Annotated in this window: 17 protein-coding genes; 4 read left to right on the forward strand and 13 right to left on the reverse strand. The window is 61.7% G+C overall.

Translation table 11 applies throughout. From position 1 onward, the window contains the following. The first annotated feature begins 68 nt into the window (after positions 1-68). Both flgK and flgL read left to right on the forward strand, forming a co-directional pair. A complete protein-coding gene (flgK, locus tag IWX87_RS01070) occupies positions 69-1,970 on the forward strand; it encodes a flagellar hook-associated protein FlgK (protein WP_196861646.1) in 1,902 nt (633 codons plus the stop codon). Between the two features lie 28 nt (positions 1,971-1,998). Then, a complete protein-coding gene (gene flgL, locus IWX87_RS01075) occupies positions 1,999-3,255 on the forward strand; it encodes a flagellar hook-associated protein FlgL (RefSeq protein ID WP_196861647.1) in 1,257 nt (418 codons plus the stop codon). Positions 3,256-3,324: 69 nt separating this feature from the next. On the opposite strand, the gene fliR is transcribed toward flgL, so the two are convergent. From fliR to fliF, 13 genes are all read right to left on the reverse strand, one after another. Then, on the reverse strand, positions 3,325-4,119 hold the full coding sequence (gene fliR, locus IWX87_RS01080; protein ID WP_196861648.1) for a flagellar biosynthetic protein FliR: 795 nt from the start codon (positions 4,117-4,119) through the stop codon (positions 3,325-3,327). Next, positions 4,119-4,388 carry a flagellar biosynthesis protein FliQ gene (gene fliQ / locus IWX87_RS01085; protein WP_196861649.1) on the reverse strand — a complete coding sequence of 90 codons (270 nt, stop codon included), beginning with the start codon at positions 4,386-4,388 and terminating at the stop codon, positions 4,119-4,121. The genes fliR and fliQ overlap by 1 nt, the downstream gene beginning before the upstream one ends. Positions 4,389-4,423: 35 nt before the next feature. Next, on the reverse strand, positions 4,424-5,197 hold the full coding sequence (gene fliP, locus IWX87_RS01090) for a flagellar type III secretion system pore protein FliP (RefSeq protein ID WP_196861650.1): 774 nt from the start codon (positions 5,195-5,197) through the stop codon (positions 4,424-4,426). A 5-nt stretch (positions 5,198-5,202) separates the two neighbouring features. Then, positions 5,203-5,676 (reverse strand): flagellar biosynthetic protein FliO, encoded by a 474-nt coding sequence (fliO, locus tag IWX87_RS01095; RefSeq protein ID WP_196861651.1) that lies wholly within the window; start codon positions 5,674-5,676, stop codon positions 5,203-5,205. Further along, positions 5,673-6,116, reverse strand: coding sequence for a flagellar motor switch protein FliN (gene fliN, locus IWX87_RS01100; protein ID WP_196861652.1), 444 nt, complete (start codon positions 6,114-6,116; stop codon positions 5,673-5,675). Before fliN ends, fliO begins: the two co-directional genes overlap by 4 nt. Continuing rightward, the gene (gene fliM, locus IWX87_RS01105; RefSeq protein WP_196861653.1) at positions 6,109-7,134 is read right to left on the reverse strand and encodes a flagellar motor switch protein FliM; all 1,026 of its coding nucleotides are present in this window, start codon (positions 7,132-7,134) and stop codon (positions 6,109-6,111) included. Before fliM ends, fliN begins: the two co-directional genes overlap by 8 nt. Before the next feature lie 23 nt (positions 7,135-7,157). Further along, on the reverse strand, positions 7,158-7,634 hold the full coding sequence (gene fliL / locus IWX87_RS01110) for a flagellar basal body-associated protein FliL (RefSeq protein ID WP_196861654.1): 477 nt from the start codon (positions 7,632-7,634) through the stop codon (positions 7,158-7,160). A gap of 130 nt (positions 7,635-7,764) precedes the next feature. Further along, positions 7,765-8,979 carry a flagellar hook-length control protein FliK gene (locus tag IWX87_RS01115; protein WP_196861655.1) on the reverse strand — a complete coding sequence of 405 codons (1,215 nt, stop codon included), beginning with the start codon at positions 8,977-8,979 and terminating at the stop codon, positions 7,765-7,767. A 25-nt stretch (positions 8,980-9,004) separates the two neighbouring features. Beyond that, positions 9,005-9,460, reverse strand: a complete 456-nt coding sequence (gene fliJ, locus IWX87_RS01120) for a flagellar export protein FliJ (RefSeq protein WP_196861656.1) — start codon at positions 9,458-9,460, stop codon at positions 9,005-9,007. A 26-nt stretch (positions 9,461-9,486) separates the two neighbouring features. After that, positions 9,487-10,905, reverse strand: a complete 1,419-nt coding sequence (gene fliI / locus IWX87_RS01125; RefSeq protein ID WP_196861657.1) for a flagellar protein export ATPase FliI — start codon at positions 10,903-10,905, stop codon at positions 9,487-9,489. After that, a complete protein-coding gene (gene fliH / locus IWX87_RS01130) occupies positions 10,902-11,606 on the reverse strand; it encodes a flagellar assembly protein FliH (protein WP_231374284.1) in 705 nt (234 codons plus the stop codon). The genes fliI and fliH overlap by 4 nt, the downstream gene beginning before the upstream one ends. Next, positions 11,599-12,594 carry a flagellar motor switch protein FliG gene (gene fliG / locus IWX87_RS01135; protein WP_196861836.1) on the reverse strand — a complete coding sequence of 332 codons (996 nt, stop codon included), beginning with the start codon at positions 12,592-12,594 and terminating at the stop codon, positions 11,599-11,601. Before fliG ends, fliH begins: the two co-directional genes overlap by 8 nt. Then, complete coding sequence (gene fliF, locus IWX87_RS01140; RefSeq protein ID WP_196861659.1) at positions 12,584-14,311, reverse strand: flagellar basal-body MS-ring/collar protein FliF; 1,728 nt, start codon at positions 14,309-14,311, stop codon at positions 12,584-12,586. Before fliF ends, fliG begins: the two co-directional genes overlap by 11 nt. A gap of 323 nt (positions 14,312-14,634) precedes the next feature. Here fliF and fliE point away from each other — a divergent pair, with 323 nt between their 5' ends. Together fliE and IWX87_RS01150 are read left to right on the forward strand one after the other, a co-directional pair. Further along, positions 14,635-14,952: a flagellar hook-basal body complex protein FliE gene (gene fliE / locus IWX87_RS01145; RefSeq protein WP_196861660.1), complete on the forward strand. Its 318-nt coding sequence runs from the start codon at positions 14,635-14,637 to the stop codon at positions 14,950-14,952. Between the two features lie 372 nt (positions 14,953-15,324). Beyond that, on the forward strand, positions 15,325-17,019 hold the full coding sequence (locus IWX87_RS01150) for a flagellin (protein ID WP_196861661.1): 1,695 nt from the start codon (positions 15,325-15,327) through the stop codon (positions 17,017-17,019). The last annotated feature ends 43 nt before the right edge of the window (positions 17,020-17,062 follow it).

Below are 17,062 nucleotides of genomic sequence, written 5' to 3' on the forward strand. Positions count from 1 at the left end.
GTTAACCCAGTACGGCGCCCTGAAAAATCTGCCGGGATACAGGTCGTTGCTCCAGAGGATCAGGTTTTATGTCAAACAGCATGTTTTATACCGGGCTTAGCGGCTTGAACGCAGCGCAGGCGGCACTGGTGACGACGGGTCACAACACTGCCAACGTCAATACCCCGGGCTACAACCGCCAGACAGCGCAGATTGCCTCTGCGGGTGGCGCTAACAACCCGGGCGTGGGTTTCTTCGGAAATGGCGCCAAGGTGGTGGACGTCAGCCGCAGTTACGACCAGTTCCTGACCTCGCAACTCAATCAGGCCCAGTCGGCCAGCCAGTCGTTGACCACTTATTCCACGCAGATCAGCCAGATCGACAACCTGCTGGCCAATCAGACGGCCGGCTTGGCGCCGCAACTGCAGACCCTGTTCTCCCATGTGCAGGCGGTGGCCAACAACCCGGCCGACCCATCGGCGCGGCAGCAACTGATCAGTTCCAGCCAGGCCCTGGCCAACCAGTTCAGGTCCATGGACCAGTACCTGACGGGGCTCAATGCCAATGTCAACGACCAGGTGTCCGGCAACGTCGATCAGATCAACACCTACACCCAGCAAATCGCGAGTCTCAACAAGCAAGTCGCCCTGATCAGCACTACAAGCGGCGGCCAGGCACCCAATGACCTGCTGGACCAGCGCGACCAGCTGATCAGTGATCTGGGCCAACTGGTGGGCACCAAGGTCATGGTCCAGGATGGTGGTCAATTCAACGTCTACATGGGCAACGGGCAGGCGCTCGTGCTGGGCGACCAGGCGACCCGACTGGCAGCGGTCAGATCCGCCGGTGATCCGGGGCGCATTGCCGTTGCCACCGTGAATGCCGCTGGCAAGACCGTGGAAATGCAGGACAGCATGCTCTCAGGCGGCTCGCTTGGCGGGTTGCTGCAGTTTCGCAGCGAAACGCTGGCCCCTGCGCAAAATACCCTGGGCCGCATGGCCCTTTCACTGGCGGACACGTTCAATGCCCAGCAGAAACTGGGGATGGATCTCAATGGCGCCATGGGAACGGACTTTTTCTCGCAGGCCACTCCGGGCGTGATTCCGAATGGCAAGAATACGGGCGGCGGCACCTTGGTACCAAGGTTTTCTGACATCAGTCAATTGACCACCAGTGATTACCGTGTGAACGTCACGGGTGCCTCTTCCTTCACGGTGACGCGGCTGTCAGACAACACCGTTGTCAAACCTGATTCGACCACCGGAGCCTACGACGGTGTGACACTGACGCTGGGCGGCACCGCGGTGGCAGGTGATTCGTTCCTGCTCCAGCCCACCCGCACCGGCGCGCGCGACCTGACGGTCCGGATTTCGGATCCAGCCAAGGTGGCAGCGGCTTCGCCCATCATCACCGGCAATAAGGCAGGCAATCAGGGCAGTGGTGCAATCACTGCCGGGACGGTTGAGGCGCCTTATGGCTCGCCGGCGGAACTTGCTTCTACCGGCGTGACACTCACGTACGACAGCGCAACCAATGAGCTTTCCGGCCTGCCAGGGGGGCCGGTGATCTACAAGCCAGGAGAGCCTATCCGCTTTAACGGCATCACGGTCACCATCAGCGGCACCCCCGCCAACAACGACACCTTCACCATCGCAAAAAACACCGGCGGCGTGTCCGATGGCGGCAATGCCTTGCTGCTGGGCGCGCTGCAAAACAAGAAAACGCTGGACGACGGCACGGCCAGCGTCAGCGACGCCTACAGGCAACTGGTCAGCACGGTGGGCAACAAGGCCCGCCAGGTACAGATAGCCAATACGGCACAGGCCAGCGTGACCACGCAAATCCGCTCGGCCCAGCAGTCGGTGTCGGGCGTCAACCAGGATGAAGAAACGGCCAACCTGCTGATGTTCCAGCAGATGTACCAGGCCAATGCCAAGGTGATCCAGACCGCGTCAACCCTGTTTGATACGGTGCTGGGCATCAGCCGCTAAACCCGCGCCCAGCGCCAAGGAGTTCATGATGCGAATCAGCACCCAGTCTTTTTACGAGCAGAGCCGAACCGCCATGGGTTCGCTGCAGAGCAATCTCTTGCGGGTACAGCAGCAAATGGGTGCCAACAGCAAGCTACTCGCCCCTTCGGACGACCCGCTGGGGACGACCCGGGCCATGGCCCTCGCGCAGTCCATCGCCATGAATTCCCAGTATGCGGCCAGCCGCACACAGGCCACGCAAACCCTGACGCAGGAAGAAAGCGTTCTGCAAAGCACCACCTCCGTGCTGCAAAACGTCAAGGGTTTGCTGATCCAGGCTGGCGGCACACTGAACGACACCGATCGCGCCAACATCGCCACCTCCCTGCAAAGCAATCTGGACCAGTTGCAGGGCCTGGCCAATACCGACGACGGCAACGGCCAGTTCTTGTTTTCCGGTTTCAAGAGCGGTTCCGCGCCCTTCGTGCGTCAGGCCGATGGCGCGATCACGTATACCGGCGACCAGGGTCAGCGCCTGACGCAGGTCGATGCGTCGCGGCAGATGGCCGGCGCGGATGACGGGCGCAGTATTTTCCAGTCGGTGCAAAGCGGCGCGGGCTACGTTACCTCGGCCCGTGTTGACACCGTAAATCCGAACAGCCTCGGCAACGTCGGCAGCGGCGTGTTCAATTCGACGTCGGTTGTCGATGTAAGCAACGGGAATTACGGTAAAGATTTTGAAATCAAGTTTTCCGGCACGGGTACAGTCGCCGATCCTGTGATGTTCACGGTCGATACGGTTCCAGGGCAGGCAACACTCCCCTCTGCCGAGGTCTTTAAGGAAGGTAGCCCGATCACGTTCGGCGGTTTGCAGATCAGCATCAGCGGTGCGCCTGCTGCGGGCGATACCTTCAAGGTCGCCCCGGCAAAAAATGCCGGCACCGATGTCTTCAGCGCTATCAACGACGCCATCAAGGCCCTGAAAACGCCGGTGGACAACGGCGGCCCGGCCGCGCAGGCCAAAGTGCTCAATGCGCTCGGCACGGCCAACCGCAAGGTTACCAACGCGCACGACAACGTGCTGACCGTGCGCGCCTCAGTCGGCTCGCGCCTGCAGGAACTCGACGCCCTAAGGGCGACCGGCGACAGCCGTACGCTCAATGACAAGAGTTCTCTGTCCAATCTGCAGGACCTGGATTACGCCAGCGCTATTTCCGAGTTCTACCAGCGGCAAACCGCGCTGCAGGCGAGCCAGCAGACCTTTGTCAAGGTCCAGCAAATCGCATTGTTCAACTACCTGAAATAACACAAGCTGCATTGGCTGATGCTGATAACGCTATTGAAATAATAGCAGTTTTTGCCCGCGCAGCATGCGCTAAGGCCTTAATCCCTGCAATATTTCCAGGGTTGACACGAAGCCTGCTGCAAACCTGGGTTCGAGAAAAGGCCCGAGGTATTCCATCAGCACCTGCAGCATGGCAATGCCCGCCAGCAGCGTGAGGGGAAAGCCCACCGCAAAAATGCTGAACTGGGGAGACGCCCGGTTCAGGATGCCCATGGCCAGGTTCAGCGTCAGCAGCGTGGCAATCAGCGGCAGCGCCAGAATCAGGCCGCCCAGGAATATCTGGCTGCCGGCCGACGCCAGTAAAAACCAGCCACCGGCGGCCAGCGGTGCGTCCGCAATTGGCAGGGTGACAAAGCTCTCCGCCAGCGTTGCGATCAGCGCCAGATGCCCGTCAACCGCCAGAAAAATCAGCATCGCCATCACATTGAGCAAGCGCGCCAGCACCATTGTGTTGCCTCCGCTCATGGGGTCAAAGAACGAGGCGAACGACAAACCCATCTGCAGGCCGATGTAGTCGCCTGCTGCCTGCACCATGGCAAACACCAGCTTCATCGAAAACCCCATGGCCGCGCCAATCAGGACTTGCTGAACAACGATCCACAAGCCAGCACCAGACACCAGCGGGACAGCGGGCAGCGGCCCAAGGGTAGGGGCGATGGCGATGGCCAGCAACACGGCCAGACCGACCTTGACGGAGCGCGGAACGACCTTTTCACTGAAAATAGGTGCGGTGCTGATGAGCGACAGCATGCGCACAAACGGCCAGAAGAAGGCCACCAACCAGACGTTCAGCTGGTCCGAGGTGACCGAAAAAACCGGTGGCATCAGCCCACCAGTTGCGGAATCGAGGAAAACAGGTTGCGCATGTAATCCAGCACGATCCCCAGCATCCAGGGGCCGGCAATCACCAGGACGGCAAAAACCGCCAGCAGCTTGGGAATGAAGGACAGCGTCATTTCATTGATCTGCGTGGCCGCCTGGAAAAGGCTGATCAGCAAACCGACCACCAGCGCCGTCAACAGCAAGGGTGCGCCCAGCAGCAGCGTGAGCTTCATGGCTTCATAGCCCATGGTCATGACGGACTCGGGGGTCATTTCAGTGCATCCTCGGTGGGGTTAATCTGACCGGCTCAGGTGTAAAAGCTCTGCGCCAGAGCCCCGACCAGCAGTTGCCAGCCGTCCACCATAACGAAAAGCATCAGCTTGAACGGCAGCGCAATCGAGGCCGGCGGCACCATCATCATGCCCAGTGACATCAGGACGCTGGCCACCACTAGGTCGATGATCAGGAAGGGAATGAAGATGGTGAAACCGATCTGGAATGCGGTCTTGAGTTCGCTGATCACAAAGGCCGGTAGCAATATCCGCAGCGGAACCTGCTCCGGCCCCTCCATGCTGCCCACTTTGCCCAGCCGGGCGAACAGCGCCAGGTCGGCTTCCCGGGTCTGCTTGAGCATGAACTGCTTGAAAGGCTCGACCCCGCGCTCCAGCGCCACTTCCGCGCTGATGGCGTTTTCGGAAAACGGCTTGTACGCTTCGCTGTGGAGCTTGTCGAACACCGGTGACATCACAAAAAAGGTCAGGAATAGCGAGAGCCCGACCAGAATCTGGTTGGGCGGCGATGACTGGGTGCCGATGGCCGTGCGCAGCAGCCCCAGCACAATCAGGATGCGGGTGAAGCTGGTCATTGACAGCAGCAGCGCCGGCAAAAAGGACAATGACGTGATCATGACCAGCATCTGCACGCTGAGCGACCAGGTCTGGGCGCCGCCCGGCCCCGTTGTGCTGGTGATGCCTGGCAAGCCCTGGGCCGACGCCAAGGACGGCAACAGCCACATCGCAGCCAGCACGAGCAGCAAAAGTGGCCATGCCAGGCGCCCCGGCGAGCGGACCGATGAAGCCATCGCCATCAGCCGCGTTTCAGCTTGGTCAGCCTGGACATGGAATCCAGCAGTTTTTGAGAAAAAGCGCTTTCTCCCCCCAAGCCGTTGATCGACGGGACCTGCGCATCAGGCCGTTTTTCAGCCGGCATCGTGTGCAGTGCACGAACCTGGCCGCTGGCGACACCCAGCACCAGCCATGCGTCGCCTATCTCCACCACCACCACCCGTTCGCGCTGGCCGACCATGACGCTGGACACCACCTTCAGCAGTTGGCCATTGCCCGATGGCTGCAGGCCAAAGCGCCGAACCACCCAGGCCAACAAAAAAATCAGCCCGATTACCACGGCCAGGCCCAAGCCCGCCTGTACCAGGCCGGCCGCCGCAAAGGAGCGGACAGGCTCGGCGGCTGGCGTCGGCACGGTCGGCAGCATCGCGCCCGCTGTACCGCTCAGGCCGGCAAGCAGCGAAGCGGCCATTCGGGCAAGGCGCGGCAGCTTCATCGGTTCAGTTTCTGGATGCGCTCGGACGGCGTGATGATGTCCGTCAGGCGAATGCCGAACTTGTCATTGACCACCACCACTTCGCCCTGTGCAATCAGGTAGCCGTTGATGAAGACATCCATCGGCTCGCCGGCCAGACCGTCAAGTTCCACGATGGAGCCGTGCGAAAGCTGCAGCAGGTTCTTGATGGTGATGCGCGTGCGCCCCAACTGGGCTGTCAATTGCACCGGCACGTCCAGCACGCGGGCAATGTCACTCATCGCAATGTCAGCCACCTTGCCGGCTTGAAGCGGCGCAAAGACCCGTTCGCCCGCCGGCACCGATGCCGCTGCGGACGCACGCGCCGCCGCGGGTTCGGTGGTGATTGCTTGCTCGGCCATTGCTTCGGCCCAGTCGTCAGCCGCGTCTTTGGCTGCATCTTGCTTGTTGCCGTCACTCATGGTTGCTTTCGGTGCTTGAATCACTGGTTTGGTGGGTAATCATTTTCTGTACCCGAAGGGCGTAGCAATTGTTGGAGGTGCCATAGCTGCATTCCATGACTGGAACGCCATTGACCTTGGCGGTAATCGATGTCGGAATCTCGACCGGCAGCACATCACCAACTTTGAGTTTCAGCAATTCGCCAATGCTCGAATCGATGGTCAGGAACTGCGCCACCAGTTCCACATCGGCGCTGGTCACTTGCTGCGACAGTTGCGCTATCCAGCGGGTGTCCACTTCCACTTCAGCCAGCAGCGGGTTCGCCAGCAGGTCGCGTATCGGCTGAATCATCGAGTAGGGGATGCAAATGGTCAGCGATCCGCCGATCTGGCCAAACTCGATCCGAAACGTGGTTGAAACCACCACTTCATTGGGTGCCACGATGTTGACGCGCTTGATCTGCAGCTCTGAACGCAGGTATTCGAAATCGAGCGGATAGACGGGCTGCCAGGCCTTGCCGTAGCTGTCCAGCGTCAGGCCCAGCAGGCGCTTGATGATGCGTTGCTCTGTCGGCGTGAAGTCGCGGCCTTCCACCCGGATTTGAAAACGCCCGTCGCTGCCAAACAAATTTTCCACCACCAAAAACACCAGTTTGGGCTCGAACACAAACAGCGCCGCCCCGCGCAACGGCTTCATCTGCACCATGTTGATGTTGGCCGGCACCGGCAAATTCCTCACGAAGTCGCTGTACTTCTGGATCTGCACGTTTCCCACCGAAATGTCGGCACTGCGGCGCATGTAGACCAGCAACGAGGAGCGCAGGTCCCGCGCAAAGCGCTCGTTGATGACCTCCAGCGTCGTCATCCGGCTGCGCACAATGCGCTCGTCCGTGCCAAGGCTGTAGTTCAGCGCCTGCTTGGGCTCTGGCCGCTGCGCAGATACCGGCTTTGGTGATTGAGCGGTCTCATCGACGTCGCCTGTGATCCCCTGCAGCAGTGCATCCACCTCGTCCTGAGACAGTTCGTGTTTATTGTCCATTGACAAGTTTTTTCAGACTGCCGTTACTGCAGCATAAAAGAGGTGAACATCACACCTGCAATCTTTTGTTGCGGCAGGTTGGGCGCAAAAGGCTGGCTCAGTGCACTCAAGATTTCACCGCTCAGCCTGCCCTTGCCCTCCGGTGTGGTCAGGGAATCGGCCTCGCGGTTGGACAGCGTGCTGAGAACCCGGCTGCGCACCTCCGGCAAATACTGGGCTATCTGGGTCTGGGATTTGCCATCTGTCATTTTCAGCGTGACGGCCACATGCAAGAAGCGGCTGCGGCCGCCGGGTTGCAAGTTAACAGTGAACGGCTCCAGGGGAACAAAAATCGGGTCCTCGACCTTCAAGACGGCCGTCGTCTTGGAGGGTGTCTTGTTCAGGTAATAGTAGGCGCCACCGGCTGCGCCTGCCAGTCCCAGTACAAGCAGGCAAGACAGCAACACGATGCGCAGTTTGCTTCTGCCTGGAGGATTGCCGTCTTCGATGCTGTTGGCCATAACTTTAGTGCGTGAGAATGAAAACCGATTGTTGGCCGGATTGGCCTGAACTCATGGCTTGATAAAACGGGGGAAAGCGCTTCAACTCCGGCGTTTGCTGCCCGCCATGAATTTGTCCGGCTCTGTCCGCTCAGGCGTAGGTGTCAATGCGCGTGCTGATGCTGCGGACCTGCGCCGTGACGGGCCGGCCAGGCAAGAGCGGGTCGGTTTCGGCCATACGGTAGCTTCCGCGTGGCGACTGGCCATTCTGGCCGTTCTGACCGTTGGCAAATGCCGTTTGCGGCTGGCTTTCGGCGCCCACCGACGTATTGCCCAGACTGATGCCGCTCTCGGCCAGCTGCGCCCGCAATTGCGGCAAGGCAGCCTCTACCGCCGCCCGAACCGACGAATGGGCCGAAACAAACATGGCCTGCATCTGCTGGTCGTTGATGCTCAGCGTGACCTTCAACGGGCCCAGCCCGGGGGGATTGAGCTGCAGTTCGGCGATCTGGTGATCTGCCGTGCCCATGTGGATCACCTGCTGGCCAAGCGCCTTGGTCCATTCACTGCTGCCCACTGGCGGCGCCAGCAATGCCGTGGCAACGGGCGCCGGCGTGCTCAATGCTGAAGCGCCGGCTGGTGTTTGAAATGCAGCGCCCGCAGGCTGCAACAGCAATGCGCCGCTGGTGCCCGCCGTAGCATCTGCTGCAAATAGCGAAAGATCAGCGCGTGCATCGCCGGATTGGCCTGCAGCCGAGTCTTCGTCGCCTTGCTTAGCGGACAGGCCTGACAGGTCTTCGCTGGCTGCCCCGGCTTGAGCAGCAAGGGCGCGCGTGGGCGACGCAGATGCCGTTCCATCTTGGATGGCCGCAGCCCCGGCTTTTACGGGCGTTTGTATTGCGCTCTTGGGACCAGCTGCCGTCAGGAGATCGGCCAGCGCAGCCTGCGCATCGGCGTCGGCAGCCACTTCGGGTGCCTCGGCCGCTGCGCCTTCTGCCAGAGGTGTTTCTGCCAGCGGGTCATTTATTGCGGCATCGGTTCGCCCCACAACATTGTCGCCGGATGAGGCAGATACGGCCGGCAGCGCTTCAGCAGCCAATCGGCGTTCAAATGGCGTCAGCAACGCCTGCATGGGATTGACCATCTCCTGCGGCTCGGTCTTTTCCGGGTCAGCCTGGCGGCGTGCGGGCATGGGCGTGGCCGCCTTCGCGGCAGATTTCTCTGCAGCAGGCGGCTGGGAACGTGCCAGGGCCTCGCCAAAACTGCCCGGCTGGTTCTGCGCCTGGCCGTCGGCGCGCGCTGATGCCTTGCCGCCGGGGCTGGCCGATGGGGCTGGCCCGATGCTGGCCGGGAGAGTGATGGACATGGCAGGCTCCGGTCAATCTTGTGGTTCAGTCCGCCAGGGCGGTGGTGCGCAGGTAAAACTGCCGGGCAGAGCGCTCGTCGCTTTCGCGTTGTTCCTTCTTGCCGGCGACCAACATTTCCTGCTGGCGCACCCGGTCAGCCAGCGTGTCAAAAGACGTCAGGCGCCGCTTGTTGTGCTGCCAGTCGCTGCGCCCCAGTCCCAGCCGGGTATCGGCCTGCAGCGTCAGGGCGCGCTGCTGCTCGATGGCGCCATCGAGCGTGCCAATGAAATTCTGGAAGTTGCGCACCTGCGCCGAGGGCATGCCGCCCTGCATCTGCCCGTTGAACTGCTCCAGGTACTCCTGCCGGTACTGCAGCAGCATGTCCAGCTTGGCGGCTGCGCTGGTATGGGCATTTTGCAGCTGGCCCAACCGGCGGCTGGCCTGGTCGGTTTTGGTCTGGGCCAGTTCGATCAGCGTGGCAAGCGGTAGTTTTTCAGCCATGGGTGTCCTTGCGGTTTTTCAGTGGGCTAGCGGGCGTTGAAAATGCCATGCAGCTGGCTGATCGATGCGGCGTAGTCGGCTTGCTCGTCCATCGTCTGCTGCAAAAAAGCTTCGATCTTTGGGTACAACGCAATGGCCTTGTCCAGTTGCGCGTCGTGGCCGGGCGCGTAAGCCCCGACGCTGATCAGGTCGCGGTTGCGCTGGTAGCGCGACAGCATCTGCTTGACACTGCGCACCGATTCAAACTGCGACGGCTCGATCAAGGCCGTCATGGCGCGGCTGATTGACGCTTCAATGTCAATCGCCGGGTAGTGGCCCGACTCGGCCAGGCTGCGCGACAGCACCACATGGCCGTCCAGAATGGCGCGGGCCGAATCGGCAATCGGGTCCTGCTGGTCGTCGCCTTCGGTCAGCACCGTGTAGAACGCGGTGATCGAGCCGCCCTGGCCCTCGGCATTGATCTCGCCGTTGCCCGCGCGCTCGACCAGCGCCGGTAGCTTGGCGAACACCGACGGCGGGTAGCCCTTGGTGGCCGGCGGCTCGCCTACGGCCAGCGCAATCTCGCGCTGGGCCATGGCGTAACGCGTCAGCGAGTCCATGATCAGCAGCACGCTTTTGCCCCGGTCCCGAAAGTACTCGGCCAGGCAGGTGGCGTATGCAGCGCCCTGCAGCCGCAGCAGCGGCGAGTTGTCGGCCGGCGCGGCCACCAGCACGGCCCTGGCCATGCCTTCCTTGCCCAGCGTGTTGTCGATGAAGTCCTTGACTTCGCGGCCGCGCTCGCCAATCAGGCCGACCACGATCACGTCGGCGCTGGTGTAGCGCGCCATCATGCCCAGGAGCACGCTTTTCCCCACGCCAGAGCCGGCAAACAAGCCCATGCGCTGGCCTCGCCCCACGGTCAGCATGGCGTTGATGGCGCGCACGCCCGTGTCCAGCACGTCCTTGATGGGCGCGCGCGTCAGCGGATTGACCGGCGCCCGCGACAGCGGCACTTCCAGTTCGAAATCGAGCGGCCCCAGGCCGTCGAGCGGCCGGCCCGAGGCGTCGACCACCCGGCCCAGCATGCCTTCGCCGACCGGCAGCCGTTTGGTGCGCGGCCCGGCAGCGCCGGCGCAGGCTGGCGACTCCAGCGCATACACGCGCGCGCCCGGCAGCAAGCCATCGACCGCGCTCAGCGGCATTAACAGGATTTTGTCGCCCGCAAAGCCGACCACCTCGGCTTCGGCGGTTTTTTGCGGATAGCCGGGCGGCAGCTCGATCAGGCAGTCGCTGCCCACCGGCAGGCGCAGCCCCACCGCTTCCAGCACCAGGCCGACGGCGCGCGTCAGCCGCCCGTAAGTGCGAACCGGAACGCTCAGGCTGACGGCGGCGCGGGCCTCGCCCAGCGCCGCCTGCCAGGCTGCGACATGCGGATTTTCGGCGGCCGTGGCAGGGTGCTCCGTCATGCTGAATCAGGCGCCAAGCTGGCCGGTGTCTCGCTTCTCGCCAGTGCTGCGGCCACCCGTTCCCAGCGCGCCTGCACCGTCGCATCCCGCTCACCACTGCTGGCCGTCACACGGCAGCCACCGCGCGTGATCTGGGCATCGGCCCGCAGGCGCCAGCCGGCCGCGTTCAAGTCGTCCGCCAAAAGCTCTTTCACCAGCGCCGCATCGTCGGGGTGCAGCAGCAGTTGCGGCGCGCCGGACAATGCCGGCTCGGCCTGCAGCAACTCATGCACCACGGCCAAAATCGCCTGCGGCTCTGCCGTGAGTGCCTGGCCCAGCACCTGGCGGGCAACGTCCAGCGCCAGCGCCAGCAGGTCATCGGCCACGCTGCTCTCGGCCAGGCGCAGGGCCGCCGGCAAGGCCAGCGTCAGCGCCTGCAGTTGCCCGGCCTGGGCCTGGGTAGCGGCCAATCCGGCCGCCAGCCCGGCCGCATGTCCTTCTGCCAACCCACGCGCGTAACCCTGTTTGTGGCCTTCGGCTTCACCGGTTTTTTGTGCTTCGAGCCGCAGGCGGGCCAGCTCGGCCTCGTCGATCAGCAAGGCCGGCTCTAACGGCTGCAGTTCAGGCTCCGGTGCGGCTTGCGCGGCGCCGGACTGCATGTCTTGTGCGAACGAGGTCATTTCCCAACGTTGCCAGGCGGTCTGCTGCGGCCGGCTAGACATACGCATCGCCGCCTGGGGTGCCCATTACAATCTCGCCGGAATCCGACAGGCGGCGCACGACCTGCAGGATGGCCTTTTGCGCCGTCTCGACCTGCGACACGCGCACCTGGCCGCGCATTTCAATGTCTTCGCGCAGCGATTCGGCGGCACGGGTGGACATGTTTTTCAGGAACTTTTCGCGCAGTACTTGCGGCGCACCTTTGAGTGCAATGATCAGCGACTCCGAATCGATCTCCTTGAGCAGCAACTGGATGCCGCGGTCCTCGATTTCGAGCAGATTTTCGAACAGGAACATTTCGTCGATCATTTTTTGCGCCAGCACTTCGTCGTATTGGCGCACATGCTTGATCACGCTGGATTCCTGCAGGCTGCTCATCAGGTTGACAATTTCAGCCGCCGCCCGGATGCCGCCCAGGCTGCTGCGCTTGACGCCTTCACCCGACAAGATATCGGACAGCACCTCAGTCAGTTCCTGCAGCGCGGCTGGCTGCACGCCCCCGAAAGTCGCCACGCGCAGCACGGCATCGTGACGCACCCGTTCAGGCAGCTTTTCCAGCACCGCCGCGGCCTTGCTGCGGTCCATGTGAATCAGCAGCGTGGCAATGATCTGCGGATGCTCGTCTCGAATGAGCTCCACCACTTCGACGGCCTCCAGCTGGTTGAGCCGTTCGATTCCGTTGGCTGATTCGCTGGTCTTGAAGATTTTTTCGAGCACGACGGCGGCGCGGTCGCTGCCCAGCGCCTTGTTCAGCACGCTTCGCAAATAGCTGCTGGTGTTCAGGTGCAGTGCCGAGTACTGCTCGGTTTCGGTGCGGAACTCTTCCAGCACCTCGCTCACCTCTTCATGCTTGACCTGCGTCAGTGCGGCCATGGCGACACCCAGCGACTGAACAGTGCTTTGCGGTAACAGCTTCAAGACGCTGCCGGCGCCTTCTTCGCCGAGCGACATCAAAAAAATGGCGCTTTTTCTGATGCCCTTATTCATCATCATTCTCCATCCAGTGCTTCATCAGTGCCGCCGCGATCTGGGGATCCTTCTGGGCCATGTCTTGCGCGTACTTCGTGTTTTCCAGGTGGCGCTGTTCTTGCCGTTCCTGGCCCTGCGCCTGCGCCTCTACCTTCAGCCGCGTCTGCTCCGGGTCGGCCTGCGCCACGGACGCTTCCTTGCCTGGCGCCGGCAGCGAAACTTGTGCGGGTTTCAAAAAATGGCGCAGCAATGGCCGCAGTACGGAAAACCACACAAACAGCGCTAGCAGGGCGAGCATCAGGTAGTTGCCCCCGTTTTTGGCCAGCTCAATGTTTTCGGGCTGTTTCCATAGCGGTAACTCGACCACCTCAATGGTGTCGGAGGCAAACGCACTGTTGACCACGTTCAGCGAATCGCCGCGCTCGGTACTAAAACCCATCGCTTCCTTGACCAGGTTGTTGACCTGTTCGAGTTCGAGGGCCGTCAGCGCCTGCGCCGTGCGCTTGCCTTTGCTGTCCGCGACGCTCCGGAAGTTGACCACCACGGCTGCCGACAGTCGCTTGACGCTGCCGGCGCCTTGCTGCACATGGCGTATCGAGCGGTCCAGTTCGTAGTTGATGGTGCCGTCCTTGCGCGCCGTGCCCGTGCTTGCCGCGGGTGGAGCCGCGCTGGCCGGTGCGGCCGGAGCAACCAGTGCGCCTGGCGTGGCTGGCGTGGCTGGCATAGCCTGGCCCGCCGGCGTGGTGACGATGGGCGCCACCGGGTTGACCGGTGGCTGGTTGCTCAAGGCGCCCGGCACACCGCCAGCCGCACCCATGCCCGGCTGGCTGGACTCGCTCGACTGCTCGCTGCGGATAGCCGCGCTGCCCGGTGCCTGGTTCGGCCGGTAGGTTTCGTTGGTGTTCTCCACCACCGAAAAATCAATTTCTGCCGCCACCTGCGCATGCACATTGGTCGCGCCCATCAGGGGCTGCAATATCGCTTCAATGCGCCGGATGTAGCCCTGCTCGATCTCCTGCGTGTATTTGAGCTGGCTCACGTCCAGGCCGCGCGTACCGCTATTGGCCGCCGACAGCAGGTTGCCGCCTTGGTCCACCACGGTGATGCTTTTGGCTGACAGTTCCGGCACGCTGCTGGAAATCAAATGCACGATGGCGCTGATCTGGCCTTCGTCAATGCTGCGCCCGCGGTGCAGCGACAACACCACCGAGGCGCTGGGCTTTTTCTGGTCACGCACGAACAGCGACGGCTTGGGCAGCGCCAGGTGCACGCGCGCCGACTCGACGGCTGAAATGGAGTTGATCGACCGCGCCAGTTCGCCTTCCAGCGCACGCTGGTAATTGATCTGCTCGGCAAACTGGCTGGTGCCGAACTTCTGGTTGTCCATCAACTCAAAGCCAACCGTACCGCCTTTGGGCAGCCCCTGCGCAGCGAGCTTCAGTCGTGCTTCCGGCGCCTTGCTGGCCTCCACCAGCAAGGCGCCGCCGCCGCCGGCAAACTTGTACGGAATGTTCATCTGCTGCAGCGACGCGATGATGGCACCGCCGTCACGGTCTGACAGGTTGGTGTACAGCACGCCGTAGTCAGGCTGGCGGCTCCACATCCACATCGCGGCAATCACCGCCAGGGCGAAAGAAGCGCCAATGATCAGCGGCAGGCGCGGATTGGCGCGCAACTGCTCCAGAAAAGGAAGGGTGCTGGACGCGGCTGCGCCCGTGCCCACCGCGGCGGTACTCATGCGCTCACCTGGCCAATGCCTCAGCGAGCGGTTGCCGCGCGCTGACGGCGCGATGGCAACTCCAATGTGAGCCGGGCGGGTAGCCCGGTGAAACGACTGATGGCATACAACAAGTGGTAAGGAGAAGGGGAAAGGGGCTGGCCCGTCCGGTGCGGCCAAGGCACCCCCTGCCTTGTGACGGATTGTCAGAGTGCAGCGCCGTACTTGATCGCCTGAATAGCCGGGGCTTTTGGCATCTTTTGGCGCGATGCGGCGCGGCCATCGGCTGCTACGCTTCAGGTCTTCATCAGCCATGGGCGTGCGTGCTGCCCACCCACAAAACCATGTCCATTTCGTCTATTGAATCCGTCCTGCAACAAATGCGCGCGCTGGCCCCTTCCATGGGCAGCTCCGTTGCGGCCAGCAGCGAAGCGGGCGCCGGCGGCTTTGCCGGCGAACTGAAAAAGTCGCTGGATCGCATCAGCAACACCCAGCAGAGCGCGTCCCGCCAGGCCGAAGCGTTTGAACTGGGCAAGCCCGGCGTAGCGCTGAATGACGTGATGGTCGATATGGCAAAAGCCGGCATTGGCTTTCAGACCGCCCTGCAGGTGCGCAACAAGGTGGTCGATGCGTACAAGGAAGTCATGAACATGGCGGCGTGATCACGCGCTCCAAAACGCACGCACCCCAATGCGCCGACGTCGGCTTACGCTGCGCTAACCCGATCTACAAAACGCTATGCAATTAATAGCTTTTAGCGCCCGTAGCTATTGCGCAAAGCCCATATTTGATACGTATTTCTGGTTGGCCGAAGGCGTAGCCCGACATCCCCGCTACGCTTGTGGCCGTGCATTGAGGGGGAGGCAGTGGTCTGGTTTTCAAGCAGTGAAAAATTATTTGCGCGCAGCCCTAAAGGTTTTCCAGACGCTGGCCGATAACTTGAATAACGGTGGCTTGCAAACTGCATGTGCAGGCAAGGCCAGCGTGACGGCGGGTTCGCCGGAACTCACAACCTTTGTAATCAGGAGCCCTTCATGTCAGTCATCAATACCAATATCCTCTCGCTCGTCACGCAAAACAACCTGACCAAATCACAGGGTGCCATGAACACGGCGATCGAGCGCCTGTCGTCCGGCATGCGCATCAACAGCGCCAAGGACGATGCCGCCGGCCAGGCCATCGCCAACCGCTTCACCGCCAGCATCAAAGGCTTGACGCAAGCCTCGCGCAACGCCAATGACGGCATCTCGATGGCGCAAACCACCGAAGGCGCATTGAACGAAGTCAACACCAACCTGCAGCGCATCCGCGAACTGACGGTGCAGTCCGCCAACGGCAGCAACTCCGATGCGGACAAAGCGTCGATGCAGGCCGAGATAACCCAGCGCATGGCTGAAATCGACCGCACTTCTGCGCAAACCGACTTCAACGGCGTCAAGGTGCTGTCGTCCAGCGCCAAGGAACTGAGCGTGCAGGTCGGCGCATACGACGGAGAAACCATCAAGATCGGCCTGACGGAAATCAGTTCGACAACGCTGGGTTTGACCGGTTTCAATGTGGACGGAAAAACGGCAGTCGCCAATGCTGCCGCTGCCGCTGCCGACCTTGCCGGCTTTACTAAGGCCGCTACTGCTAACACCAACGGTTCGTACACCTACAGCAAAGACGTGACAACGGCTAACACGGCAGCCACGTCGGCCAATGTGTTTTCCAAGCTGGCTACCAACGATACGGTCAACTACACCGGTACGACTAACGGTCTTGGCAAGGCAGCTGACAGCAATACCTACAAGTACAACGCGGCCAGCAGCTCGTTCTCCTTCAATGTTGCCGATGCTACTAATGCTAATGTCATTACATACCTGACACCTACAACTGGCAGTGCATCCGCGACTGTCACCATTGGCACCAATGCCTCGCAAAACATCAAAATCGGCACCACTGGGGCCATCACCGCAGCGGATGATGGCGCTGTGCTTTATCTTGATTCAGTCGGTAACCTGTCCAAAACCCAGGCAGGCGGTGCTGCCGCCGCTACTGTGACGAGCTTGGCCGCTTCAATGAGTACCATCACATCAGGTACCGGCGGTTCGATCGCAGTCGGTGGCACGGTTTTGACTGCTGACAAAACAACTGGTGGCGTATTTGACGTTGTTGACGCCAAAATCACTTCCAGTGCTTTGGCCACTGCTACGTCGGGGGGTTACACAGCCACTGTTAATGCGAGCGGCGGCAACACCACTTACACGGTAGCTTCTGGCGGTGCGGTGACCAATGGCAACGGAGCTGTCTATGCAGACGCCAGCGGCACGTTGAGCAACGATGCCAGCACAAAGGTCACAACCACTTACTACGCCCAAGCCAACGGCAAGGTGACGGACAATACTGGTGCTCAGATTTACAAGACTACCGCTGGAGCCCTCACGCTTGCAGCGAGCACGACCAGCTTGGCCACTGCTGACCCCCTGAAAGCACTTGATGCAGCTCTGAAGAAAGTCGACGACCTGCGCGGCTCGCTGGGTGCGGTGCAAAACCGTTTTGACTCGGTGATCGCCAACCTCGGCACGACCATCGTGAACCTGTCTTCTTCGCGTTCGCGCATTGAAGATGCCGACTACGCGACTGAAGTGTCGAACATGACACGCGCGCAGCTCCTGCAGCAGGCTGGCACCTCGGTGCTGGCCAAGTCCAACCAGTCAACTGAAGGCGTGATGTCGCTGTTGCGTTAATCACCGGCAGTCGTGAGCGGCGGTCTGCGGGCCGCCGCTTGAA

Source organism: Polaromonas sp. CG_9.7, assembly GCF_015752205.1.
Classification (GTDB): domain Bacteria; phylum Pseudomonadota; class Gammaproteobacteria; order Burkholderiales; family Burkholderiaceae_C; genus Polaromonas.